Genomic DNA, 21,673 nt, shown 5'->3' with positions numbered 1-21,673 from the left:
AATGTCTAACAATAAAACAAAATTAATGATTAGATTTTTCAAATTCACGCAAGAGTTTATTTCCACGTTCAACGGTCTCATCTAAACCATCTTTCGGTGTTTTTGAACCACTAAGAACAGCTTCCAACTCTTGATCAAGAATGGCACGGATTTGTGGTAAATTACCAAATCTTATCCCTTTCGAGTTAACTGTTGGTGGATTAAGATTAATCTGTTTGATAGCTATATCCGCACCTGGCGTTTTTTCATAGAAATGTTGTTTTTTGCTCAATTCATAAGTCGTTTTTGTGGTTGGAAGATAACCTGTTTCCTGATGCCATTTTGCTTGATTTTCTGTTTTTGAAAGAAATTTAAGAAAAGCAGCTGCCCCTGCATATTCCTTTGGGGTATGGCCCTTAAACGCCCAAATAGAAGCGCCCCCAATAACTGAATTTTGTGGTGCTCCTTCTGTATCCTTATAGTAAGGTAGCATACCAACCCCCACATTAAACTGAGCTTCAGAAACAATTCCAGCATGTGATCCTGAAGATTGCATAAAAATTGCACAATTTTGTGCCATAAACATTGGTGTTGAATCTAATGCACCTGCTGGACCACCATAACGGAAAATACCTTGATCAGACCACTTTTTCAGGTCAGTCCACATACGCACTTGTAAAGGTCCATTAAATGTAAGTTCTGAATCAAGTCCTTTAAAGCCATTTTCCTTCGTTCCAAAAGGAACATTATGCAACGCTGAAAAATTTTCTATACCAATCCATTGAGCAGCATAAGCCATCGTAAAACCGCAAGTTGCCGCTTTAGTCTCAAGAATTTTTTTGGAAAAGTCTTCTATATCTTGCCATGTTCTAGGAGGCTGTTCTGGATCAAGCCCTGCTTTTTTAAAGATATCTTTGTTATAATAAAGAATGGGAGTTGAAATATTGAATGGCATAGAGACGATGTGCCCCTGTTCATCGGAGTAATAACCACTAATAGCAGGGAAATAATCTGTAAGATCAAATTCTTGTTTTGTATCAGCCATAAGTTGATAAAATGGATAAATTGCACCTTTTGCAGCCATCATAGTTCCAGTACCAACGTCATAAATTTGGGCAAGAACTGGCTGTTTCTTTCCACGAAATGCCGCAATGAGTGAAATCAACCCCTCTTCATATTCGCCGCGAAATGAAGGAACAACTTTATACTCAGATTGACTTGCATTAAAATCGTTAATGAGACTTTCAGTTTGCTTTCCTAATTCACCACTCATAGAATGCCAAAAGCTGATTTTTGTCTGCGCAAAACCTGCTGTTATTCCCGCTGTGGACATTATGATAGCAACCGTGGCCGCTATGGAAAGATAAAAACGACTCATGGTTCACCCTTTCTGAAGTGATGGAATACAAACTACCCCTAAATTTATAGTATTACACATGAACATGCTATGACAGTCTTATTTCAGAAATATATTCTTTCATTTAAACAGGAACCACCAAAAGGTCAAATGAATTTGTTTAAATTTTTTCGTTTTCTTTTATAAGCTTTCTTATATATTAACGAGATACGCGTTTATAACTATCTGAAAAAAGTGAGATGGCTTAAATAAGCAAAGTCACTTGGTAAAAAGATGTAGATCGTAAATGTCACTCAATGACTATTTTAATATTTGGATTTACTTTTTTTTAAAGAATTGTTTATTCTTTTGTTATTTATCTTATAAGTTTCGGCTTATAACTTTAACACGATATTTCTCCTGAATTTAACAAAGAGATAAATAGAAATTTTCTTAAAATTAAGAAAATCATTTTGAAGCGCTTAATAGTCTCCTTCCTTGTAGTGAAATCATGCCCCTCACGCAAAACAAAATGACATTTTATGACCAATTTCCATGCTGTTAAAAAATCTTTCAATACATCTACATTTCATGATAGCGCCTATAAAATAAGCTATAAAACCTCTCCACTAAAGTATATAAGACTTTTTGCATGCTATCATTTTCACTTCATAAAAGTGCAAAACGACATCATTATATGAGATCCTAATGCTTTAACAAGTCTTGCATTTTAAATACGTTAAATGAATATTTTTATTCTTTTTTCAATAATCTTTTATCCACACACCAACCCTGCTTGTAATGTGCAAACGAATGATTTTGATTGATTCATTGTAAAAAGATTCGAAATAAGAGAATCCTACGTATTAAAGTCTCTTATTCACATGAATAAACTATTAATCATCATTATAAATCAATGTATTATTGTTATATATTCGATATTTTTTCTTCTTTCATTACGCTAGCTTTATGAGGATATATAGTTCTCTTTGTATTGATGTATTTTTTACCTTTGCGCACGCAATTGCAATGCGAGATCAGGTTGATCTGTCGTAATATAATGTACAGGCATGTCAAGCCAATGTGATAACCGAGCTTTTCCATTAATTGTCCATACCCCTACAGTAAAACCAGCCTCAAGAGCTGATTCAATAAAGTCCTGTGAAACAATAGAGCCATCTAAACTTAGATCAGAATAACCTAATTGCTTCCATTCAGAAAAATGACGGTACATATCACCTTCAAAATTATCAACACATGGACCAGATGATATTCCTGCTTCAATAAAAGGACGAAGGATCAAAGGATCAAAACTAATTGCAGAAACCCGTTCTGATAAATTTCGGCTTTTTATTAGCGCAAGCGCTTTTTGGGATAATATTGTTTCACGCTCCACTTCACCACATGTCTTGATTTCAAGATGCAATGCGATATTCGTTGGTGTTAAAAGATCAAGCACCTCTTCTAATAAGGGAGGTGCTTCTTGGCTTCCTTTTACGCAGAGTTGTTTGCGTGTTTCATTATCAATGTCGTGAATATACCCCTTTTTTCCAACCAATTGGTCTAGACGAAAGTCGTGAAAGACAACCACTTCACCGCTTTTCAGCAAATGAACGTCGCACTCAACTTCATCAACACCTAACGCTATAGCATTATTAAATGCCAAAAGAGTATTTTCAGGATAAAGATGAGCTCCACCACGGTGTGCAACAATTTTTTTCTCAGACATGCAAAATTCCGCACTTCTCAATTTTAAACGATATTAGCGTACAGATTGCCAGATACCGGCTTATATCATATGAAAATACACTATCATTTTTAAATGATTTTTTCTACACTTTTCGAATATCAAACCCTCAGTCATATTTTATTCTTAAAAAGACTTATCCTTCATTTTAATTATTCCCATTCAATAGTGCTAGGAGGCTTTGAGGTTACATCATATACAACACGATTAATCCCTCTAACTTCGTTAATAATACGTGCTGCCGTCTTACTTAAAAACGCCATATCATAGGGATAAAAATCAGCAGTCATTCCATCTACAGATGTGACGGCGCGAAGAGCACAAACAAATTCATAAGTGCGACCATCCCCCATCACGCCAACAGTTTGAACAGGAAGAAGAACAGCAAAAGCTTGCCAAATTTCGTCATAAAGACCAGCTTTACGGATTTCCTCAAGATAGATAGCATCTGCTTCACGTAGAATTTCTAATTTTTCACGGGTTACAGTACCTGGACAGCGAATTGCAAGACCTGGACCTGGAAAAGGATGGCGACCAATAAACTGCTCTGGTAATCCTAACTCTCGCCCTAGCAAGCGAACCTCATCCTTAAAGAGCTCACGCAACGGTTCTACAAGTTTCATATTCATCTGTTCTGGTAGCCCACCCACATTATGATGACTTTTAATGGTTACCGTTTTACCAATAGCAGACACACTCTCAATAACATCTGGATAAAGCGTCCCTTGTGCTAAAAACTCTGCACCTCCTATTTTTTTAGTTTCTTCTTCAAAAACTTCAATAAAAAGGCGACCAATCGTTTTGCGCTTTTTTTCTGGGTCTGTCTCACCTTCTAAAGCATTAAGAAATATATCGGCAGCATTAACGTGAATAAGCTCTATATTATAATGATCACGAAAGAGCGTGAGAACTTCTTCTGCTTCATTCTTGCGCATCAGCCCATGGTCTACCAAAATGCATGTCAGTTGATCTCCTATGGCTTCATGAAGGAGTACCGCTACAACAGATGAATCCACTCCTCCTGAAAGACCACAAATCACACGACTTTTCCCAACTTTTTTTCGTATCGTAGCAATTGCCTGCTCACGATAAGAAGCCATTGACCAACTACCTTTAATAGCAGAGATTTTATGAATAAAATTTTGCAAAAGTTTTGTACCATCTGGTGTATGGATAACTTCAGGATGAAACTGTACTGCATAAAAATGCCTTTTTTCATCAGCAATAGCCGCATAGGGAGCTCCGTTTGAGGTCCCTATGACATGAAAACCTTCTGGTAAAGCTGCCACACGGTCACCATGGCTCATCCATACTTGATAACAAGAACCTTTTTCCCACACTCCATCAAAAAGGGCACTCTCTTCTTGCACTTTCAAAAAAGCACGCCCAAATTCACGCTCATGTCCAGCTTCAACCTTTCCTCCAAGCTGAACACACATGACTTGTTCACCATAGCAAATACCCAGAATCGGAATACCCACCTCAAAAATTTCCATTGGAGCACGCGGAGAGCCCTCATCAATAACGGAATAAGGACTCCCTGATAAAATAATAGCTTTAGGATTTATGCGGCGCACAGCTTCTAAAGCTAATTGAAAAGGAGCAATTTCACAATATACCCCCATTGCTCGTACCCGTCGTGCAATAAGTTGTGTAACTTGTGAACCAAAGTCAATAATAAGAACAGTGTCTGGATGCGATATGCTCATAGAAAACCAATCAACAATTGTAAAAGAAAACTCATGAGAGTTATGATTCAATCTTTCTCTTTTCACAAGCCTGTTTTCTTAAGAAAAAGATTATTCTCATAAAATTTATGATAAAAAATGCAAAAATATAGATCAATGTTTTTTTTGCAACACAGATAAAAAGAACCCATCTGTTTGTGTTGTGGCTGGCGACAAAGTAAGTCCATAATTTGAAAAAACTGGTTGCACAGGAGAAAAACTAAAATGTTTCTGCCAAAGCGCTGGCATATCTATTGGAGCAAAATGAGAATGTTGTTGAAGGAAATGGGAAATTTGTTTCTCATTTTCATCTGTAAAAAGAGAACAGGTAATATAAACTAGGCGCCCCTTTGGCTTAAGATAAGCTATCGCTTCATTCAAAATAGCCCTCTGTTCTGTTTGGCGTTGTTTCACCTGTTCTAATGTTAAACGCCATTTCGCATCTGGACGACGACGCCATGTTCCTGTCCCACTACATGGCGCATCTAGTAGAACTCTATCCATCTGACCTGTTAATGGTTTTAATTCTTCTCTTTGCACTCGTATTTGTACATTACGAACACCAGCGCGTCGAAGACGATCAAAAATAGGAGCCAAACGAGCTTTGTCTGAATCATAAGCATAAATCTGCCCACGATTGTTCATATCAGAAGCTAAAGCTAATGTTTTGCCCCCAGCACCTGCACAATAATCTAATACCTGCATGCTTTCTTGCGCTTCCACAAGGTGAGCAACAATTTGAGATCCTAAATCCTGTATTTCAAAGTGTCCTTTTTGAAAAGCTGGTTCCACTTGAATATGAGGATGACGGTTAAACTTTTCAATCGGTGCAATTCTTAAAGCTTGCCCAAACCATGGCAAAGATTTAAGTTTGGTTTTTGCTAATTCTTTCAACACCTTTTCTGGTGTTGCTTTTAGATTATTTACCCGTAGGTCTAAAGAAGGACGCGTTGCTAACGCAGCCGCTTCAGTGATCCAATTATCACCAAATAAAGGACGAAGATGCGCTTGACACCATTGCGGGATATCACCACGAATATAGTCTGGAGCATCCACTAATTGCTGACCTTGCCAGGATTTACGCTGTTTAGCTCCTAATAACTGCGGTGCAAACCGATCTTCTGCCAACTCACCGTCAATTTGCTCCAGCGTCATTTTTCCAGAATCTAATAAGGCACCAAAAGCGATATCTCGGATATCATCACTCTCCATACGCCATTGTAAAGAATAGCGTCGTCTTAACACATCATAAACGATTGTACCAATAGCTGCGCGATCACCTGCTCCAGCAAAGCGATGAGAAAGGCCCCAATCCTTTAAAGCTTCTCCTACTGGGCGATGCTTCATTTCTATCTCTTTGAGAACATCTATTGCTGCTTGCAAACGCCCACCTAATCGCATTCATTTCTCCCATTAAAATAATAAAATTAAATCATCTAAAAAAATAATATTATCTTCTTCTTGCCAATAAAACCTTCTCAAAGCCATTAAAAATTTACATTCAACATTAAAATGATTTGATCATACTTTTTATAAGATCCAATATTAGAGTATCTAGATTTTTCCTTTCATCTTCTGCCCATTCACTTTTTTATCCCTCTACCTCTTATACTAAAAGATACGCAGTTATCCATAAAGACCTTATTTCCGCCATGCATTACGAAAAAAATAAACTCTTTAAATAAAATTTATGAGGATTATCTGAATAGCAGAAAAAATCAAATATCTCCCATCTTTTATGGCTATCCTTCTGAAAAAATAGAAAAAATCTTCTCATAAAATTAAAAAAGTTTATCTTACGTTCACCAAAAAATTAACTTTTTAGAAAATGCTTGGAACCACTATTTGGCATGACCGTTTTTACTCTACTGGCAACTGCCAGACAATTTAAAAGGAGAAAATAATGACTTATAATAATGAAAAAACAACTTCATCTAAAAGCCGTCATAACACAATGCCCTCAAACAACGGAAAGAAATCCGTCCAAAGTGATCAGACAAACACTCGCCAACGTGCGTCAAAGACAGGACGGAAGACTACAAAAAGTTAATTCTAATTTTATATAAATTATTTCATATAGTCTTAACAGAAAGAGTTAGAGTTTTGACCTCTAATTCTTTCCTTTTTGGGATTATTACACCAAATCACAAACAGAAAAAGCGCAGTCTTCCTTTCTCGTTCTCGGAAGATTTAAATTTATGCGATATGACATTATGCTCTTATATCTTTAAACTGGCCCACGATAGTTGGGACTCTCCCGTGTAATAGAAACATCATGCGTATGACTTTCATGGAGTCCCGCATTCGTAATACGTACAAATGTTGCTTTTTCACGAAACTCTACGAGATCTTTTGCTCCAACATATCCCATTGAAGCACGAAGTCCACCAGCAAGCTGATGTAGAACTGATGCTATAGGACCTTTATAAGCCACCTGCCCCTCCACACCTTCAGGAACCAACTTAAGTTCATCACGAACATCATCTTGAAAATAGCGATCTGCCGATCCTCGTGCCATAGCACCAACAGATCCCATACCACGATAGGCTTTAAAAGATCGGCCTTGATAGAGATAAACTTCACCAGGACTTTCTTCTGTACCTGCTAAAAGAGATCCAATCATCGCTGCACAAGCCCCACCAGCTAAAGCTTTAGCAAAATCACCTGATGCTTTGATTCCACCATCTGCAATGATGGGAATGCCCGCTTTTTCAGCAACTTCTGCAGCATTCATTATGGCTGCAAGTTGAGGAACACCGACACCAGCAACAATACGCGTTGTGCAAATAGAGCCAGGACCAATACCAACTTTTACCGCATCTGCACCACTGTCAATCAATGCCTGCGTTGCTTGAGCAGTTGCTACGTTCCCAGCAATAACAGCTAGAGAGGAAGCCATCTTTTTAATTCGTTCAACAGTTTCTAGCACATGTTGAGAATGCCCATGCGCTGTATCAATAACCAACACATCAACACCCGCGTCGATGAGGCGTTCAGCACGTTCAATCCCTCCATTCCCAACACTACTGGCTGCTGCAGCACGCAAACGCCCTTGAGAATCTTTAGCAGCATTTGGATTTAATTTTGCTTTTTCAATATCCTTAACTGTTATCAGTCCGACACAACGATTTTGTTCATCCACAACTAATAATTTTTCAATACGATGATGATGTAAAAGATATTTTGCTTCATTAAGTTTGACATTTTCACGCACCGTGATCAAATTTTCATGCGTCATTAATTCATAAATTTTTTGTTTTGGATCCGATGCGAAACGAACATCTCTATTGGTCAAAATACCAACAAGTCGTCCTGCTGTCTCACCTTTAACACTATTTTCAACAACCGGAATACCTGAAATGCCATGAGAGCGCATCAAAGATTTCGCTTCCTCAAGTGTTGCATCTGGTCCAATTGTCACCGGATTAACAACCATACCAGATTCAAACTTTTTTACTTGGCGGACTTCTTCTGCCTGTTCTGCAGGAGACATATTACGATGAATAACTCCAAGACCTCCAGCTTGAGCCATAGCAATTGCCAAACGCGATTCTGTTACCGTATCCATTGCAGCAGAAAGCAATGGCAAATTGAGCTTAATATCCGCTGCAATGCGCGTACTGAGATCCACTTGACTAGGCATAACAAGAGAATGACCGGGCTGTAAAAGTACATCATCAAAAGTCAGTGCCAATGCACCTGTCCCCGTTTCAACAATCTTTGCCATAGCAAAATTCCTTTTATAATAAAACACCGCAAGGAGCTTTAAAATACAACTGCGGTTCTCATACATGGTAGATTGGCAAAAAATTATGCCATGCTACAAACAAAATGAAAAGAAAAATAAATATTTTTTTTAAGTGTGGTTTATAAAAATTTACAATTGTGATTCAATAGGTAACCAACTTATTATTTTTGTAAATGTGCGACGCCAAAAATTGCTTTCTGGCTCATGGTCAATGCTATATTTTTTTTCATTTTCAATAAAATCCCAATAAATACGATTATTATCACCAAGACGCAGATGATAACTCATTTCTCCTGTTGTTTCTTCAGAAAACAACAAATCTAATCTTGCTGTAATGGGAGCACATTCAAAAAGAATGCCCATTTCTGTATTTAATGATGCTGATCTGGGATCAAAATTTAAAGATCCAATAAAAGCTGTTTTACGATCAATTAAAAAAGCTTTGGCATGTAAACTTGCCTTACTCGATCGAAACAACCGTAATCCATGGGTGTTGCCCTCCGATTTTAATTCATAAAGCTTAACACCACTTTTCAACAACGCCTTACGATACGATACATAACCCCCATGCACCAGTGCTACATCAGTAGCTGCTAAAGAATTCGTCAGAATTTTTACATCAACACCCTTTGAAACCAAATTACTAAAATTCTGCGTTCCAACCTTACCAGGAACAAAATAAGGTGACGTAATCTGAACCGTTTTTTGGGCATTTCCAATAACCTTTGAAAGTGCCTTCATAAGCCAATTGCTTGCTTTTTTACGCAATGCTTTTTCTGGAGGGTCAGAAAGAACAACAACTTTGTCTGCTAAAAATAACCGCCTTCCTGTTTGAATAAAACAATCAAAATTAATGTGCTGTTTGACATAATCTAAATAAACTTTTGCAACCTTGGAATCCCGAAATTTTTGTAATTTATCCTTCCAATAGCTAAGATCACTTGCGCTTTTAGGAACAACCAAAGTATGAATTGGCAAAACAACAGCACTATTCCAAAAATCATCAAAAATGCTTTCCACCTTTTTAACAGAGGGTCCGATTAACATCAAATCTAAATCTCGAAAATGGGATTCTTCACCAGCATCAAAATAAGAATCTGCAAGATTACGTCCTCCTACAAAAGCGATCCTACCATCAACAATAAAAGCTTTATTATGCATTCTACGTGTAACAGTAATCGCCCGTAATATAATCTCTAAACCACGGCGTAATCCACCTTTACGCGATCGTCCTGGATTAAACATTCTCACCTCAATATGAGGGTGTTTATCTAGCGCAATATAAGCTGGATCACGTGCTTGAGCGTTAATATCATCCAAAAGAAGCCGTACCCGAACACCCCGATCCGCTGCCTTAACTATTTCACTTAATAATAGACGCCCTGTTAAATCATCATCCCAAATATAATACATCAGATCAAGGCTACGCCCAGCCTCTGCAGCTCCTATTGCACGAACGCAAAACGCGTCCAAATTGCTGATAATGAGGGAAAGAGCATCTTTATCAATCCCCAATCCATTTTCTTCCTCAGCTAATTGACTGACGATACGATCAAGCTTAGTTTCATCTTTCTGAATAGGTAACGCATAAGAACATTGCCCCCTAGCATTTTTCACAAAACGCCCATAAGTGTAGATTGCCAACATAGATGCAATAAAAAAAAAGAGAACAAAACCAATAACAATATGTAAAAGAGTCAAAGAGGACAAACTTTCTATTTTAAGCTATCGCATCATCAGTAATGCAAACGATAATCCTAATCACTTTATCTTAACCGTGTAGCAGATAAAATGCCACTTCTTGCTTAAGAGAGTATAAATTTAATATTGATGATACAAAAATTTTAGCGGTAGTATTTAAAAGTTTTTAAAAATGCCTCTCTGCTTTAATAAATATAAACTTAACTAAAATTGTATAAACTGAAACAGACGATTAAAATAGTCACATAAAATTTATATTTGTTTTAAATCTACAAAATCATCCTCTATAGATAAATTTTGCAATAAATGATTGTTTTCTTAAGCCCCCCCACGGACTTTATCAAAATCCACTCTATTTTTTTGAAACTCATGCTTGTCATGAAGAGAGATTTGTTATGAATTTTACTTTCGTTCTTGATTTCTTATTGCTCGTAATTCTTCCATTTTTCTATAAAGTGTAGAGCGACCAATATGAAGGCGGCGCGCAATCTCACTCATATGTCCTTTATAATGTTTGACCGCTTTCTCGATAATATCATGTTCCATCTCTGCAAAAGTACGCACATGCCCATCTGTATTCAAAAATTTTATCGATTCTTGTTCATTATCTTCTTGCATAGCACCCTCAATGATATTGGGAACATTCATTAATGGATTTCCCATTAATTGCGGAAAATCTCGAACAGTTAATAACGGTCCTTCACTGAGTAAAATCGCACGAAATAAAAAGTTTTCAAGCTCATTTCTATTGCCAGGCCAATCATACTGCATAAGCAAGGAAAGAGCAGATCCTGCTAAACCATGGACATGTGATCGCCCTGTTTCGGTGATAATGCGATCAATCAAACGTTGTGTGATCTCTGGAAAATCATCCCTTAATTCTCGCAAAGCAGGGACGCTAATAGACAAGTGAGAAAATTGTTCAAACAAACTATGCAAAAAAAAGTTCTCTTTAACCAAATCCTTTAAACGCGATGTTGAAATAGCAATGATCCGAAAAGGGAAAAAATCTCCTTTTGTATTCCTTTCCCTTTCTTTAAGGTAATGAGCGAACCGTTTTTGCTGTATGGGCTCAAGTCGATCAATATCACAAAGGCAAAGTGTCCCTTTCTCAAGAGAAGAAACCAATGGTAGGAATTCTTTAAACCACTGCTGATTTTCTTCTTCTGGATCAACAATGGCTGAACATTGAAAGCGAATAAAAACACCTTCCGAGAATAATCCCTCATGATGAATAATCCGAGCTAATGTTTCACGTCCTGTTCCAACTTCCCCCTCTATCAAAAGATTCTGTAAAGAAGTTGCTGCTTGTCTCGATTGTTCTAACACTATCTGCATAGCTCTACTTTTTATGCAAAGATCAGAAAACCGTAAATGATTCTCTTTTTTTCGCCGAATATCTCTAACTTCATGCTCCAAGGCAGAAATAAGAGCAAGAATATCCAAAGTAACCCTTACGCGTAATAATGTTACTGGGTGGATCCAATAATCAATAGCTCCAGCTGTTAAAGCTTTCTGGAGTAAATTCTGATTCTCTTGTTGTGCTATAACGACAATAGGAACAGAAACACCAGCAACTCTAATCATTTTAATTAAATCGCTCACACTCAAATCACTCATAACGACATCAAGGAGTGCAAGCACAATGTTTTTACGCCTGTGTAAAAGATCAATCGTACGGAGACCATTTTCTGCTTCAATGACACGATAGCCAAAACCTCGCAGCATAGCAGAAAGTTCTATCCGTCTTCCATAATCTTCACTCGCAACAAGAATAGGACCAACCATAATGTCAATAATCTCCTTTGAGACTACTCAGCAGCTTAATATAAAAATTGTTGTAAACCATAAGAAATATTTCACCTCTTGTGTTTCACTTACGAACTTCATCAAGCTGTTAATTAAATACAACATTAAGGCATTTTTTTCCATTTTTTTGCTTTTTCATTGATTTTCATCAAATTTTTCATATTGACTCATGGAGTATTTGATAATGTTATAAAAGCTAGAGAGCAAAATAATCTAAATAGAGTGCAATAAATGAAACATACCTATCATATTTTATGTCTTACAATTACCACCTTGCTGTTAGGTGCCTGTAGCTTTTCGCAATATTATAACTCAAATATGCCAACTGGAATTGATGGAAAATGGGTTGATGAGAATGGTATTATTTCTTCTTTCCACAATGGTGTTTTTGAAACGCGTGCAGCAGATACAGAAGAAAAACTATCAGAAGGGGTATATAATTATCTCAATGCCCAAAATATAGAAATTGAAATACGCTCTATTCTCCGTGGAACAATTTCTAGAGTCAATTGTACAGTGTCATATGATGCCACACAACTTCTCTGCACCTCGCATACAGGAGCACAGTTTTTCCTTAAGCGGAAATCTTAGACAAGGTACAAAGGAAGCCTCTCTTAAGAACAGAGGGAGCACATACATTAAACAGGAGGTGATCCTTTCTCCTCCTGATAGAAAATCCTCTCTAAAATACGCAAAGATACGGATATAATTTTTACCTTGAAAATTTTCTAAACATTATGAAATGCATAAAATAATCATTTTCTTCCACCAAATATCAGTAAAGCCACCTCACAATAAAATTGTTACTTTGTATCATTCAATCTATTTTAACCTAAAATAACATTTTATTTGATAGGGAACTTTAATCTAAGCAGCGCCAATGCGCAAAAGATCATGAAAATGAACAATTCCTATCGGTTTTTTATCTTCAACCACGAAAAATGCACCAATATGATGATCATTAATAAAAGCTGTTGCTGCACCAACAAGTGTATTTGGTTTTACAACTTTAGGAGCTTTGGTCATCACCTCGTCAACATTAAATTTTGATAAATTAAAATGCATGTTACGTGCAAGATCGCCATCGGTTACAATTCCAATTAGTTCGCCTTCTTGATTCACAACACCAACACAACCAAAATGCTTTTCCACCAAAACATTCATCGCTTCAGTCATAGATGTTCCCTGCATAACCAAAGGCATATTATCACCCTCATGCATAATATCACACACGTATTTAAGGCTTGCACCAAGAGAACCACCAGGATGATATATTTTGAAATCCGTTGCGGTAAAACCACGCATTTCTAAAAGAGAAACCGCTAATGCATCTCCCATTGCCAATTGCATAATTGTTGAAGTTGTAGGGGCTAAACCATGGGGGCAAGCCTCTTCTATCTTTGGTAATAATAAAACAATATCAGCTTGTCGTCCTAATACAGAGTACTCACTTGATGTCATCGCAATAAGGGGGATACGAAAACGCGCCGCATAACTTATGATACCACTTAACTCTTGAGTTTCACCAGACCATGATAAAGCAAGAATAACATTATCAGATCCAATCATACCAAGATCACCATGATTGGCTTCTGCAGCGTGAACAAAAAAGGCAGGCGTTCCAGTTGAAGCTAGGGTTGCTGCAATTTTTGTCCCTATATGACCACTTTTCCCAAGACCAGTAATGACCACATGTCCACGAGCTTTTCTAATAGTTTGAACAGCCGCTTCAACAGAAGAAGAAAGAGTTCCCAGAAGAGATTTTTCAAGGGCTTCAAGCCCCTGCTTTTCACTGGCAAGTGTTTTAAGCGCTGATGCAACTGCACCTTGCAAAGCCATATGAGGAGACGGTGTTATCATAATCAAATTCGATCAATAAAATTAAATGAGAGATCTATATCATTTTTCAACATTAATGGTTTCCAGTAAATTTTTCAATGAGGCAGAAACATGGCTGTGCATATCAGCGCGTGCCAAAGAAAATGCAACGTTGGCTTCAATGAAACCAGTTTTAGAACCGCAATCAAAAGTGCGCCCTTCTACTTGCAAACCCCAAAAATCCTGCTCATTTGAAAGCCGTATCATAGCATCTGTTAATTGAATTTCATTTCCTGTTCCTCGTTCTTGAGTGGAAAGAATATTAAAAATTTCTGGTTGCAAAATATAACGTCCATTGATGTACAAATTTGATGGTGCCGTTCCTAACACTGGTTTCTCTACCATTTTTGTGATTTTAAAACCATTTGCAATCTGTTTACCTTTGCCAACTATACCGTATTTATGTGCTTCTTCAAGATCGCATTCCTGAACGGCAATAATATTTCCCCCGCCCACCTTTTCATAAAGACTAATCATCTCAGAAAGACATCCCTTTTTGGCTTGAATCAGCATATCGGGTAATAACAAAGCAAAAGGTTCCCCTGCAACTAATTCACGCGCACACCAAAGAGCATGCCCTAATCCCAAAGGTTGCTGTTGCCGAGTGAAAGAAGTTGACCCTGGTAATGGCTGTAAACGGTATAAATGTGCAAGATCTTCTTTCTTTCCACATTCAGCCAGTGTCGTGTATAATTCAACTTGCGCATCAAAATAATCCTCAATGACTGCTTTGTTACGTCCAGTCACAAAAATAAAATGCTCAATACCAGCCTCCCTCGCCTCATCCACAACATATTGAATAACAGGTTTATCAACAACTGTTAGCATTTCTTTAGGAATTGTTTTTGTCGCAGGAAGAAAACGCGTACCAAGACCTGCTACTGGAAATACAGCTTTCCGGATTTTACGCACACTCACCCTCCTCAATGAATTCATATATTTTTTGTTTTATTTAACATATGTTTTTACGAAATGGTAAAAAAGATATCTTATTGTTTTGATTATCATTATAATGGGCAATCAAAAATGTAAAAAAGAGTATGAGAATTTATTGAAAGGATTAAAACGAATTATTTATTTCAGTTTTCTCCCCTTCTTGATCATATTATCGATTAAACTAAATACAAAATAAAGTTATTGCACATCTAATAAATTGAATATTAATGGGGATTTCAAAATGCAAAAAACAGAATTGAAGACTTTCTCTTTTTTAGAGAAGTCCATAAATTGGAGAACTCTTCTCACTGGCTCTGCCGTTATTTTTTCTGCTTTTTTAATGTTTTTTGTATCCCTTTCATATGCTGATAGCGGATTTAAACACTGGATTAAAGAATTTAAAAAAATAGCTATTGCTCACAATATTACCCCTTATACGTTTCATATGGCGTTTAAAGGTGTTAATGCAATTGATCCAGAAGTTCTAAAAAGTGCCGCATACCAACCGGAATTTGTTGCTCCTTCATGGAACTATTTCGATAATCGTGTCCATGATATTGCAATTGAGGAAGGACGGCGCCAAACTCAAAAATGGAACAAATGGCTTCTTCAAATTGAAAAACGTTTTGGTGTTGACCGCAATATTCTGCTTGCTATTTGGTCAATGGAAAGCAACTATGGGAAAGTTTTAGCTAATAAAAGTGTAATGCGTGACACCATTCGTTCTCTTGCAACTTTAGCCTATACTGATAAAAAACGTGCAAAATATGCATATACACAGCTGATTGCTGCTATGAAAATTCTACAAAGTGGCGAAATTAAACGCTCTCAACTCACTGGATCTTGGGCCGGTGCATTGGGGCATACACAATTTATTCCAAGCAGTTATCTCGCCTATGCAGTTGATATGGACAAAGATGGACGGCGTGATATCTGGAACTCTGTTCCAGATGCTCTGGCTACTGCTGCTAACCTTCTCCACAAAAATGGCTGGCAATCTAATCTTATTTGGGGAGTAGAGGTAAAAGTACCGCAGGGGGAAAACCTCCCTGAAGGCTGGTATTCCTTTGAACAATGGAAAAAATTAGGTGTAAAACACGCAAATGGGCATCCTCTTCCTACATTAGCTGAACAAGCAATATTAAAATATCCAGATGGAGCAAAAGGACCTATATTTTTAGTCACAAAAAATTTCTTTGTTCTGAAACATTATAATAATGCAGATCGTTATGCGTTTGCTGTTGCTCTTCTTGCTGACCGCATCGCTGGACATCCTGGATTGGTGCATGATTGGCAAAGACCTTTTCAACCTCTTACTTTCCAAGAATGCAAAGAACTGCAATCTCGCTTAAGTGCACTGGGCTATTACAAAGGGAATGTTGATGGAAAAATCGGAACAGCTTCTCGCAAAGCAATTAAAGCCTTTCAACTACGTCACGGTCTAAAAGCAAATGGATATCCATCATCTCAAGTGCTTTTTCTCCTTCGCAAACAATAATGGAGACTAAGGTTTTGTCTTCTGTTCGCCTGATATACTTGGCATTATTGCTATTTTCACTTTCCATTGTGGGGATCATACAGCCATCCCCAAGTAAAGCAACGAACTTCTTCAAATGGTTATCACAACATAACAAACAGACGCAACAACCACCGCAAATTATAGAACAAAAAATAGACAAGCCGCAAAAAAAGATCGTAACACAAAAAAACATACAAAAGCTAAAAGATGAGAATGCAAAGCGCATTCTTGTCATAGGGGATTTTACAGCTTCTGCTGTTGCCGATGCACTTAAGAAGTTTTTTATAAATAATAGCGATATCGTTATCATGAACAATACAATGCCAGCTTCCGGCTTAGTTCGGACGAATTATTATTCTTGGCAAAGCAATATTCCTAAACTCATTGATCAAAATAACCCCGATGTTATTATCATGATGATCGGTGCAAATGATAATCAACCAATCACAGACTCTTATAGAACAATTAACACAGATCAATCAGAATGGATGCACATCTACAAACAAAGAATTATCGAAATTGTTGAAAGTCTTCATGCCTCTAGAAAATCATGGATATGGATAAGTCAACCTGCCTTTAGAAATGACCTTTTGACACAAAAAATGAAAATTTTTAATGTGCTCTATAAACAAGAAACAGAAACAGCAGGAGGATATTTCCTCGATATCTGGAGCGGCTTTAGTGATGAGACAGGAAATTTTTCTTTTTCAGGCTATGATATTAATGGAAAAATAACCAAATTACGCACCAATAATGGCATGCATTTCACCTCTGAAGGAAAGAAAAAACTTGCCTCTTATTTAGAAAAACCATTGAAAAATATTTTAAATTTTTATGCCTTTTCTCATAAAAATCCTTACTCAACCGATCAAGCTATTCAAAAACTTATACAAGAATCAGAGAATAAAGAGCGGAGTAATATTATGCGTCAGCCTCCAATGAGCCTCGATGATATGGCACAACAAAACACTCACCTTTTAGGCAAAAGAAAGTCAAGTTTTATAAAAAAATCATGGTTTGCACCAAATGGGCATCAAAAAGATCGAGCTGATAATTTTTCTTTCCCATAATGTCTCTTTAAAAGACAAAATCTAATTTCCTTCATAAACAAAAGGTGAACAAGATAAAAAACTCTGTTTACAGAGCTATAATGAAGAGAGAATTCGTATAAATCACAACTGCATTTTTCGAATAATATGAAAACGGCATGGTATTAACCATACCGTTATATCTTATAGTCCACGTTTGTTAATCATTGCCTCTGGTAAAGGCATCCGTCCCCGAAAAGCTTTATAAAGCTCCTCTGGATCACGACTTCCCCCAGCAGAGTAAATAAAACGTTTCAACTTATCAGCAAGCTCTGAATTAAAAACATCTCCCGTTTCTTCAAAAGCCTGAAAAGCATCAGCATCAAGGACTTCCGCCCACATATAAGAATAGTAACCAGCGGCGTAACCATCACCTGAAAATATATGCGTAAAATGTGGAGGACGATGGCGCATAATAATTGTATCAGGCATTTGCAGCTTTTCTAATTCTTGGCGTTCAAATCCTGTTGGATCAGTTACCTTTTGTCCTTTATGAAAAGCCATATCTACGAGAGCTGATGAAGTAAATTCAACTGCAGCAAAGCCAGCATTAAATGTCTGTGCTGACAAAACCTTATCCATTAATGCTTGCGGCATAGGATGTCCTGTTTTTGCATGCGTAGCATAAGATTTTAATATCTCTGGTACAGTTAACCAATGTTCGTAAAGTTGAGAAGGCAGCTCAACAAAATCACGTGAAACAGATGTTCCCGATACAGATGGCCATGTGACATCAGAAAGCAAACCATGCAATGCATGCCCAAATTCGTGGAAAAGCGTACGCGCATCATCAAGTGATAAAAGAGCAACCTCCCCTTTGGGTGGTTTAGCAAAATTACAAACATTGTAGATAATAGGCTTTTGTCCGCCATCCAATTTATATTGTGATTGCAAACTACTCATCCACGCACCGGACCGTTTTGAAGAACGTGCAAAATAATCACCAATGAAATGCCCAAGTAGACTTCCATCAGACTTTTTTACTTCCCACAAACGTGCATCAGGATGCCAAAGTGCAACAGCATTTTTTTCTTCAAACGTAATGCCAAAGAGTTTTTCTGCTACCCCAAAAGCCGCTTTAATCATACGATCAAGCTGAAAATAATATTTAATTTCAGCGCTATCGAAAGAAAGTTTTTCAGTGCGAAGTTTTTCAGTATAATAACGCCAATCCCAAGCAGCTAAAGATTCATTGCTGCCCTGATTGTTGGCAAAATTTTGTAATTCAATTTGCTCAGTAGAAGCCTTCGCTCTTGCACGCTCCCATACAGGCATAAGCAAATCCATAACGGAATCAACACTTTTAGCCATGGTATTATCGAGTTTCAAATCTGCAAAAGATTTATATCCTAATAATTTCGCCTGCTCATCTCGAAGCGCAACAATCTCTACAATAATTGTTTTATTATCATTCTTGTTATTATTTTCACCACGTTTAGCCCAAGCTTGGAATGCAACCTCACGCAAATCACGACGATCAGAGAATTTTAAAAAAGGTTCAACAATCGAACGTGCTAGTGTTAATGCATACGCTTCTTCATTACCTCTTTCACACGCAATTTCCTTCATTGAATCAATGAGATCTTGCGGTAAACCAGATAAGTCGGTCTGTTTTAAAAACAGAATCCATTCAGCTTCATCATTTAAGACATTTTGTCCAAAAGTAGCATTTAAAAAAGCAAGTCTTTCATTAATTTCCAAAAGCCGTTTCTTAGCTTTTTCATCGAGTTTTGCCCCATGACAAACGAACTTTTTCCACCATAATTCAAGAACACGTGTTGTTTCACTCTCAAATATGCCCAGCTGCGACTGTTTATAAAGCACATCTATTTTTGCAAATATCCGTGCATCCATCATCATTTTTGAAGAATAACGAGAAAGTTTTACAACGAACTCTTGCTCTAGCTGTTGAATTAATACATTCGTATGAGCACTGGTGCGCAAGAAAAATATTGAACAAACACGATCAAGCGCTTTGCCACAAAGCTCAAAAGGCTGCAAAAAACTCTCAAGCGTTGGTGGTTCTTGCACCATCGCAATCGCCTCTAGTTCTTCTTCGGCTTCTTGAAGAGCCTGTTCAAAAGCGGGTTTAAAATCTTCATCACTGATAGAAGAAAAATCAGGAAGACCTGAAAATCCCTTCCAGTCCAGCACTGCTGCTTTTGTCATAATACTTTATGTCTCCATTATAAATTTAAGCTGTAACGATTATCTTTACGACACAAATTGATAATATACTAAAACTATTTCGTGAGTTTCAAAACGACCTTTCCAAACGCTATTGAATAAAAAAATCTAGAAATCGTAAAATTCTTTCATTTCAAACCATATTATATTGGAGAAATAAAGATTATTCGTTCGCACATCACAATACAATTGCATATTAATAAAAACACTTGAAGAAAGGCATAATCTCCACTCTTTAGAAAATATTGCTGTAGATCCTTTTGAAAATCGCAAAACTGCATCAAAGAAATGATGGTAAAAATCAGAACTGATTTTTACATTTACGCTTTTATATTATTCTCAAATTAAACTGTATTCTTGTTTTATTGATTCAGAAACTTGTTTATAACCTATAATTTACCATTGACTTTACTTCAAATATTAACAATTGGGAATATAGCTGGGGAGTTTTTTAAATCTTCCATAAACTTTTGTTTTTATCTCATCTATTATCTAGATTTACAACTCTCCAACTCTTCAGGAGGTACTTTATCATGACTGAAATTAAAACGACCTTCGACTTCAAAAATTTTTCTCCTGAAGCTCTCGCTGAAAAGTTAAAAAATCAGCATTTTGCAGACTCTATTGATATCATCAATGACCTCGATATCATGGAACGTGTAACCATTCTTAGTCTTCTGCCTCTTGATTATGTTATCGAACTTTTTGATAAACCAGAGCTTGAGCAACCTGCTTCCATCCTAGAACTTCTCCCTATAAATCGTGCAGTTGAAATTCTTGATGGCATGTCTGCCGATGCTGCTGCGGACGTCTTTCAAGAAATGGATAAAGAAACCCGCACACGACTTTATGCCTTGCTTAAACCCTTAACGCGCGCTGAACTTAAAAAACTCACCAGTTATCCTGATCATACAGCAGGGGCACTGATGACAACAGAGTTTATAGCCGTTCCTTCAAACTGGACTATACAAAAAACGTTGGATCACATTCGTGAGGTCGAGCGAACACGTGAAACCGTTTATACCAGCTATGTAATTGACCCTAAAACAGGTATTCTTCTCAAAGCTGTTTCACTGCGTAACCTTATTCTTGCCTCACCTGATGAACAAATTCTTAATGTCCCTACCCATGACTCGCCCATTACAATATCGCCCTTCACACATCATGAAGATATCGCACGCCTTTTCCAGCGCCATGATCTTCTCTCTGTGCCTGTAGTTGATGAAAGTAACCATGTCATTGGCATTGTAACCGTCGATGACGTGCTTGATACTATGGTTGATGAGATGAATGAAGATGCCTATAAATTTGGGGGTATGGAAGCGCTTAATAAGCCCTATATGCAAATTAAATTTCCTGAAATGATGAAAAAACGTGGCGGATGGCTCGCTTTACTCTTTGTCGGTGAAATGCTGACAGCAAGTGCTATGCAACATTTCGAAACAGAACTCGAAAAAGCGATTATTCTTACACTGTTCATACCTCTCATTATGAGCTCAGGAGGAAATTCCGGCTCACAGGCTACATCCCTTATTATCCGTGCATTGGCTTTACGTGAACTCACGTTGAAAGACTGGTGGAAAGTGTTCATTCGTGAAATTCCAACAGGACTATCTCTTGGTCTCTTACTCGGAATTATTGGCATTACGCGCATTGCTCTTTGGCAACAATTCGGTATCTACGACTATGGGCAACATTGGATTGCTGTTTCGACAACAGTAGGTACAGCTTTAGTCGGAATCGTTACCTTTGGTTCTCTTTCTGGATCTATGCTGCCTTTTATTCTTAAAGGTTTAAAATTTGATCCAGCAAGTGCTTCTGCTCCTTTTGTGGCAACTTTAGTAGATGTCATGGGCATTATAATCTATTTCTCTGTAGCTTCCATCATTTTGTCAGGAACTCTTCTTTAAACATGTAAAGTAGAAACTCTTTCTTCTGGAAAGACTTTGTCATGTAACCTAAGATCTTTCCAGAAGAGAATAAGCTCCATTAATTTATTTTCTAGCGCACCGCTCCAT

General features: G+C 37.3%; 15 protein-coding genes. 5 read left to right on the top strand and 10 right to left on the bottom strand.

The genetic code is table 11. The annotated features are described in order from the left end of the window. Positions 1 to 22: 22 nt before the first annotated feature. The 4 genes from ugpB to ACFIKG_RS03710 all read right to left on the bottom strand — a co-directional run bounded on the left by ugpB (position 23) and on the right by ACFIKG_RS03710 (position 6,190). Positions 23 to 1,357 carry a sn-glycerol-3-phosphate ABC transporter substrate-binding protein UgpB gene (gene ugpB, locus ACFIKG_RS03725; RefSeq protein WP_375651793.1) on the bottom strand — a complete coding sequence of 445 codons (1,335 nt, stop codon included), beginning with the start codon at positions 1,355 to 1,357 and terminating at the stop codon, positions 23 to 25. 964 nt (positions 1,358 to 2,321) lie between these two features. Further along, positions 2,322 to 3,044, bottom strand: coding sequence for a glycerophosphodiester phosphodiesterase (locus ACFIKG_RS03720; RefSeq protein ID WP_375626715.1), 723 nt, complete (start codon positions 3,042 to 3,044; stop codon positions 2,322 to 2,324). Positions 3,045 to 3,214: 170 nt separating this feature from the next. Next, on the bottom strand, positions 3,215 to 4,771 hold the full coding sequence (guaA, locus tag ACFIKG_RS03715; protein WP_375649190.1) for a glutamine-hydrolyzing GMP synthase: 1,557 nt from the start codon (positions 4,769 to 4,771) through the stop codon (positions 3,215 to 3,217). 132 nt (positions 4,772 to 4,903) lie between these two features. Beyond that, positions 4,904 to 6,190 carry an RsmB/NOP family class I SAM-dependent RNA methyltransferase gene (locus tag ACFIKG_RS03710; protein ID WP_375625587.1) on the bottom strand — a complete coding sequence of 429 codons (1,287 nt, stop codon included), beginning with the start codon at positions 6,188 to 6,190 and terminating at the stop codon, positions 4,904 to 4,906. Positions 6,191 to 6,692: 502 nt separating this feature from the next. Here ACFIKG_RS03710 and ACFIKG_RS03705 point away from each other — a divergent pair. Continuing rightward, positions 6,693 to 6,839, top strand: coding sequence for a hypothetical protein (locus ACFIKG_RS03705; protein WP_169728634.1), 147 nt, complete (start codon positions 6,693 to 6,695; stop codon positions 6,837 to 6,839). Positions 6,840 to 7,016: 177 nt separating this feature from the next. Here ACFIKG_RS03705 and guaB read toward each other — a convergent pair whose 3' ends face one another. The 3 genes from guaB to ACFIKG_RS03690 all read right to left on the bottom strand — a co-directional run bounded on the left by guaB (position 7,017) and on the right by ACFIKG_RS03690 (position 12,026). Beyond that, positions 7,017 to 8,516 carry an IMP dehydrogenase gene (guaB, locus tag ACFIKG_RS03700; protein ID WP_375626712.1) on the bottom strand — a complete coding sequence of 500 codons (1,500 nt, stop codon included), beginning with the start codon at positions 8,514 to 8,516 and terminating at the stop codon, positions 7,017 to 7,019. A 150-nt stretch (positions 8,517 to 8,666) separates the two neighbouring features. Further along, the gene (locus tag ACFIKG_RS03695) at positions 8,667 to 10,238 is read right to left on the bottom strand and encodes a phospholipase D family protein (protein WP_375625585.1); all 1,572 of its coding nucleotides are present in this window, start codon (positions 10,236 to 10,238) and stop codon (positions 8,667 to 8,669) included. 402 nt (positions 10,239 to 10,640) lie between these two features. Then, entirely contained in the window at positions 10,641 to 12,026 is a 1,386-nt protein-coding gene (locus ACFIKG_RS03690; RefSeq protein WP_375651792.1) for a sigma-54-dependent transcriptional regulator, read from the bottom strand. Between the two features lie 252 nt (positions 12,027 to 12,278). Between ACFIKG_RS03690 and ACFIKG_RS03685 the strand changes: the two genes are divergently transcribed. Next, entirely contained in the window at positions 12,279 to 12,638 is a 360-nt protein-coding gene (locus tag ACFIKG_RS03685; RefSeq protein WP_375625583.1) for a hypothetical protein, read from the top strand. Between the two features lie 276 nt (positions 12,639 to 12,914). Here ACFIKG_RS03685 and ACFIKG_RS03680 read toward each other — a convergent pair whose 3' ends face one another. Then, the gene (locus tag ACFIKG_RS03680; protein ID WP_375626709.1) at positions 12,915 to 13,907 is read right to left on the bottom strand and encodes an SIS domain-containing protein; all 993 of its coding nucleotides are present in this window, start codon (positions 13,905 to 13,907) and stop codon (positions 12,915 to 12,917) included. A gap of 39 nt (positions 13,908 to 13,946) precedes the next feature. Beyond that, positions 13,947 to 14,837, bottom strand: coding sequence for a UTP--glucose-1-phosphate uridylyltransferase (locus ACFIKG_RS03675; protein WP_375648657.1), 891 nt, complete (start codon positions 14,835 to 14,837; stop codon positions 13,947 to 13,949). 265 nt (positions 14,838 to 15,102) lie between these two features. On the opposite strand from ACFIKG_RS03675, the gene ACFIKG_RS03670 reads away from it, so the two are divergent. Together ACFIKG_RS03670 and ACFIKG_RS03665 are read left to right on the top strand one after the other, a co-directional pair. Continuing rightward, on the top strand, positions 15,103 to 16,359 hold the full coding sequence (locus tag ACFIKG_RS03670) for a lytic murein transglycosylase (protein ID WP_375651791.1): 1,257 nt from the start codon (positions 15,103 to 15,105) through the stop codon (positions 16,357 to 16,359). Between the two features lie 14 nt (positions 16,360 to 16,373). Continuing rightward, a complete protein-coding gene (locus ACFIKG_RS03665; RefSeq protein ID WP_375626703.1) occupies positions 16,374 to 17,450 on the top strand; it encodes an SGNH family hydrolase in 1,077 nt (358 codons plus the stop codon). A gap of 162 nt (positions 17,451 to 17,612) precedes the next feature. On the opposite strand, the gene ACFIKG_RS03660 is transcribed toward ACFIKG_RS03665, so the two are convergent. Further along, a complete protein-coding gene (locus ACFIKG_RS03660; protein WP_375626701.1) occupies positions 17,613 to 19,637 on the bottom strand; it encodes a M3 family metallopeptidase in 2,025 nt (674 codons plus the stop codon). Between the two features lie 551 nt (positions 19,638 to 20,188). Between ACFIKG_RS03660 and mgtE the strand changes: the two genes are divergently transcribed. Beyond that, on the top strand, positions 20,189 to 21,565 hold the full coding sequence (gene mgtE, locus ACFIKG_RS03655) for a magnesium transporter (RefSeq protein ID WP_012754587.1): 1,377 nt from the start codon (positions 20,189 to 20,191) through the stop codon (positions 21,563 to 21,565). Positions 21,566 to 21,673 lie beyond the last annotated feature (108 nt).

Origin of the sequence: Bartonella sp. LB28NMGDW, assembly GCF_042194435.1 — a bacterium.
In the GTDB taxonomy this organism is placed as follows: domain Bacteria; phylum Pseudomonadota; class Alphaproteobacteria; order Rhizobiales; family Rhizobiaceae; genus Bartonella; species Bartonella grahamii.
The sequence above is the reverse complement of the archived record's forward strand: the minus strand, read 5'-3'. Positions and strand labels throughout refer to the sequence as shown.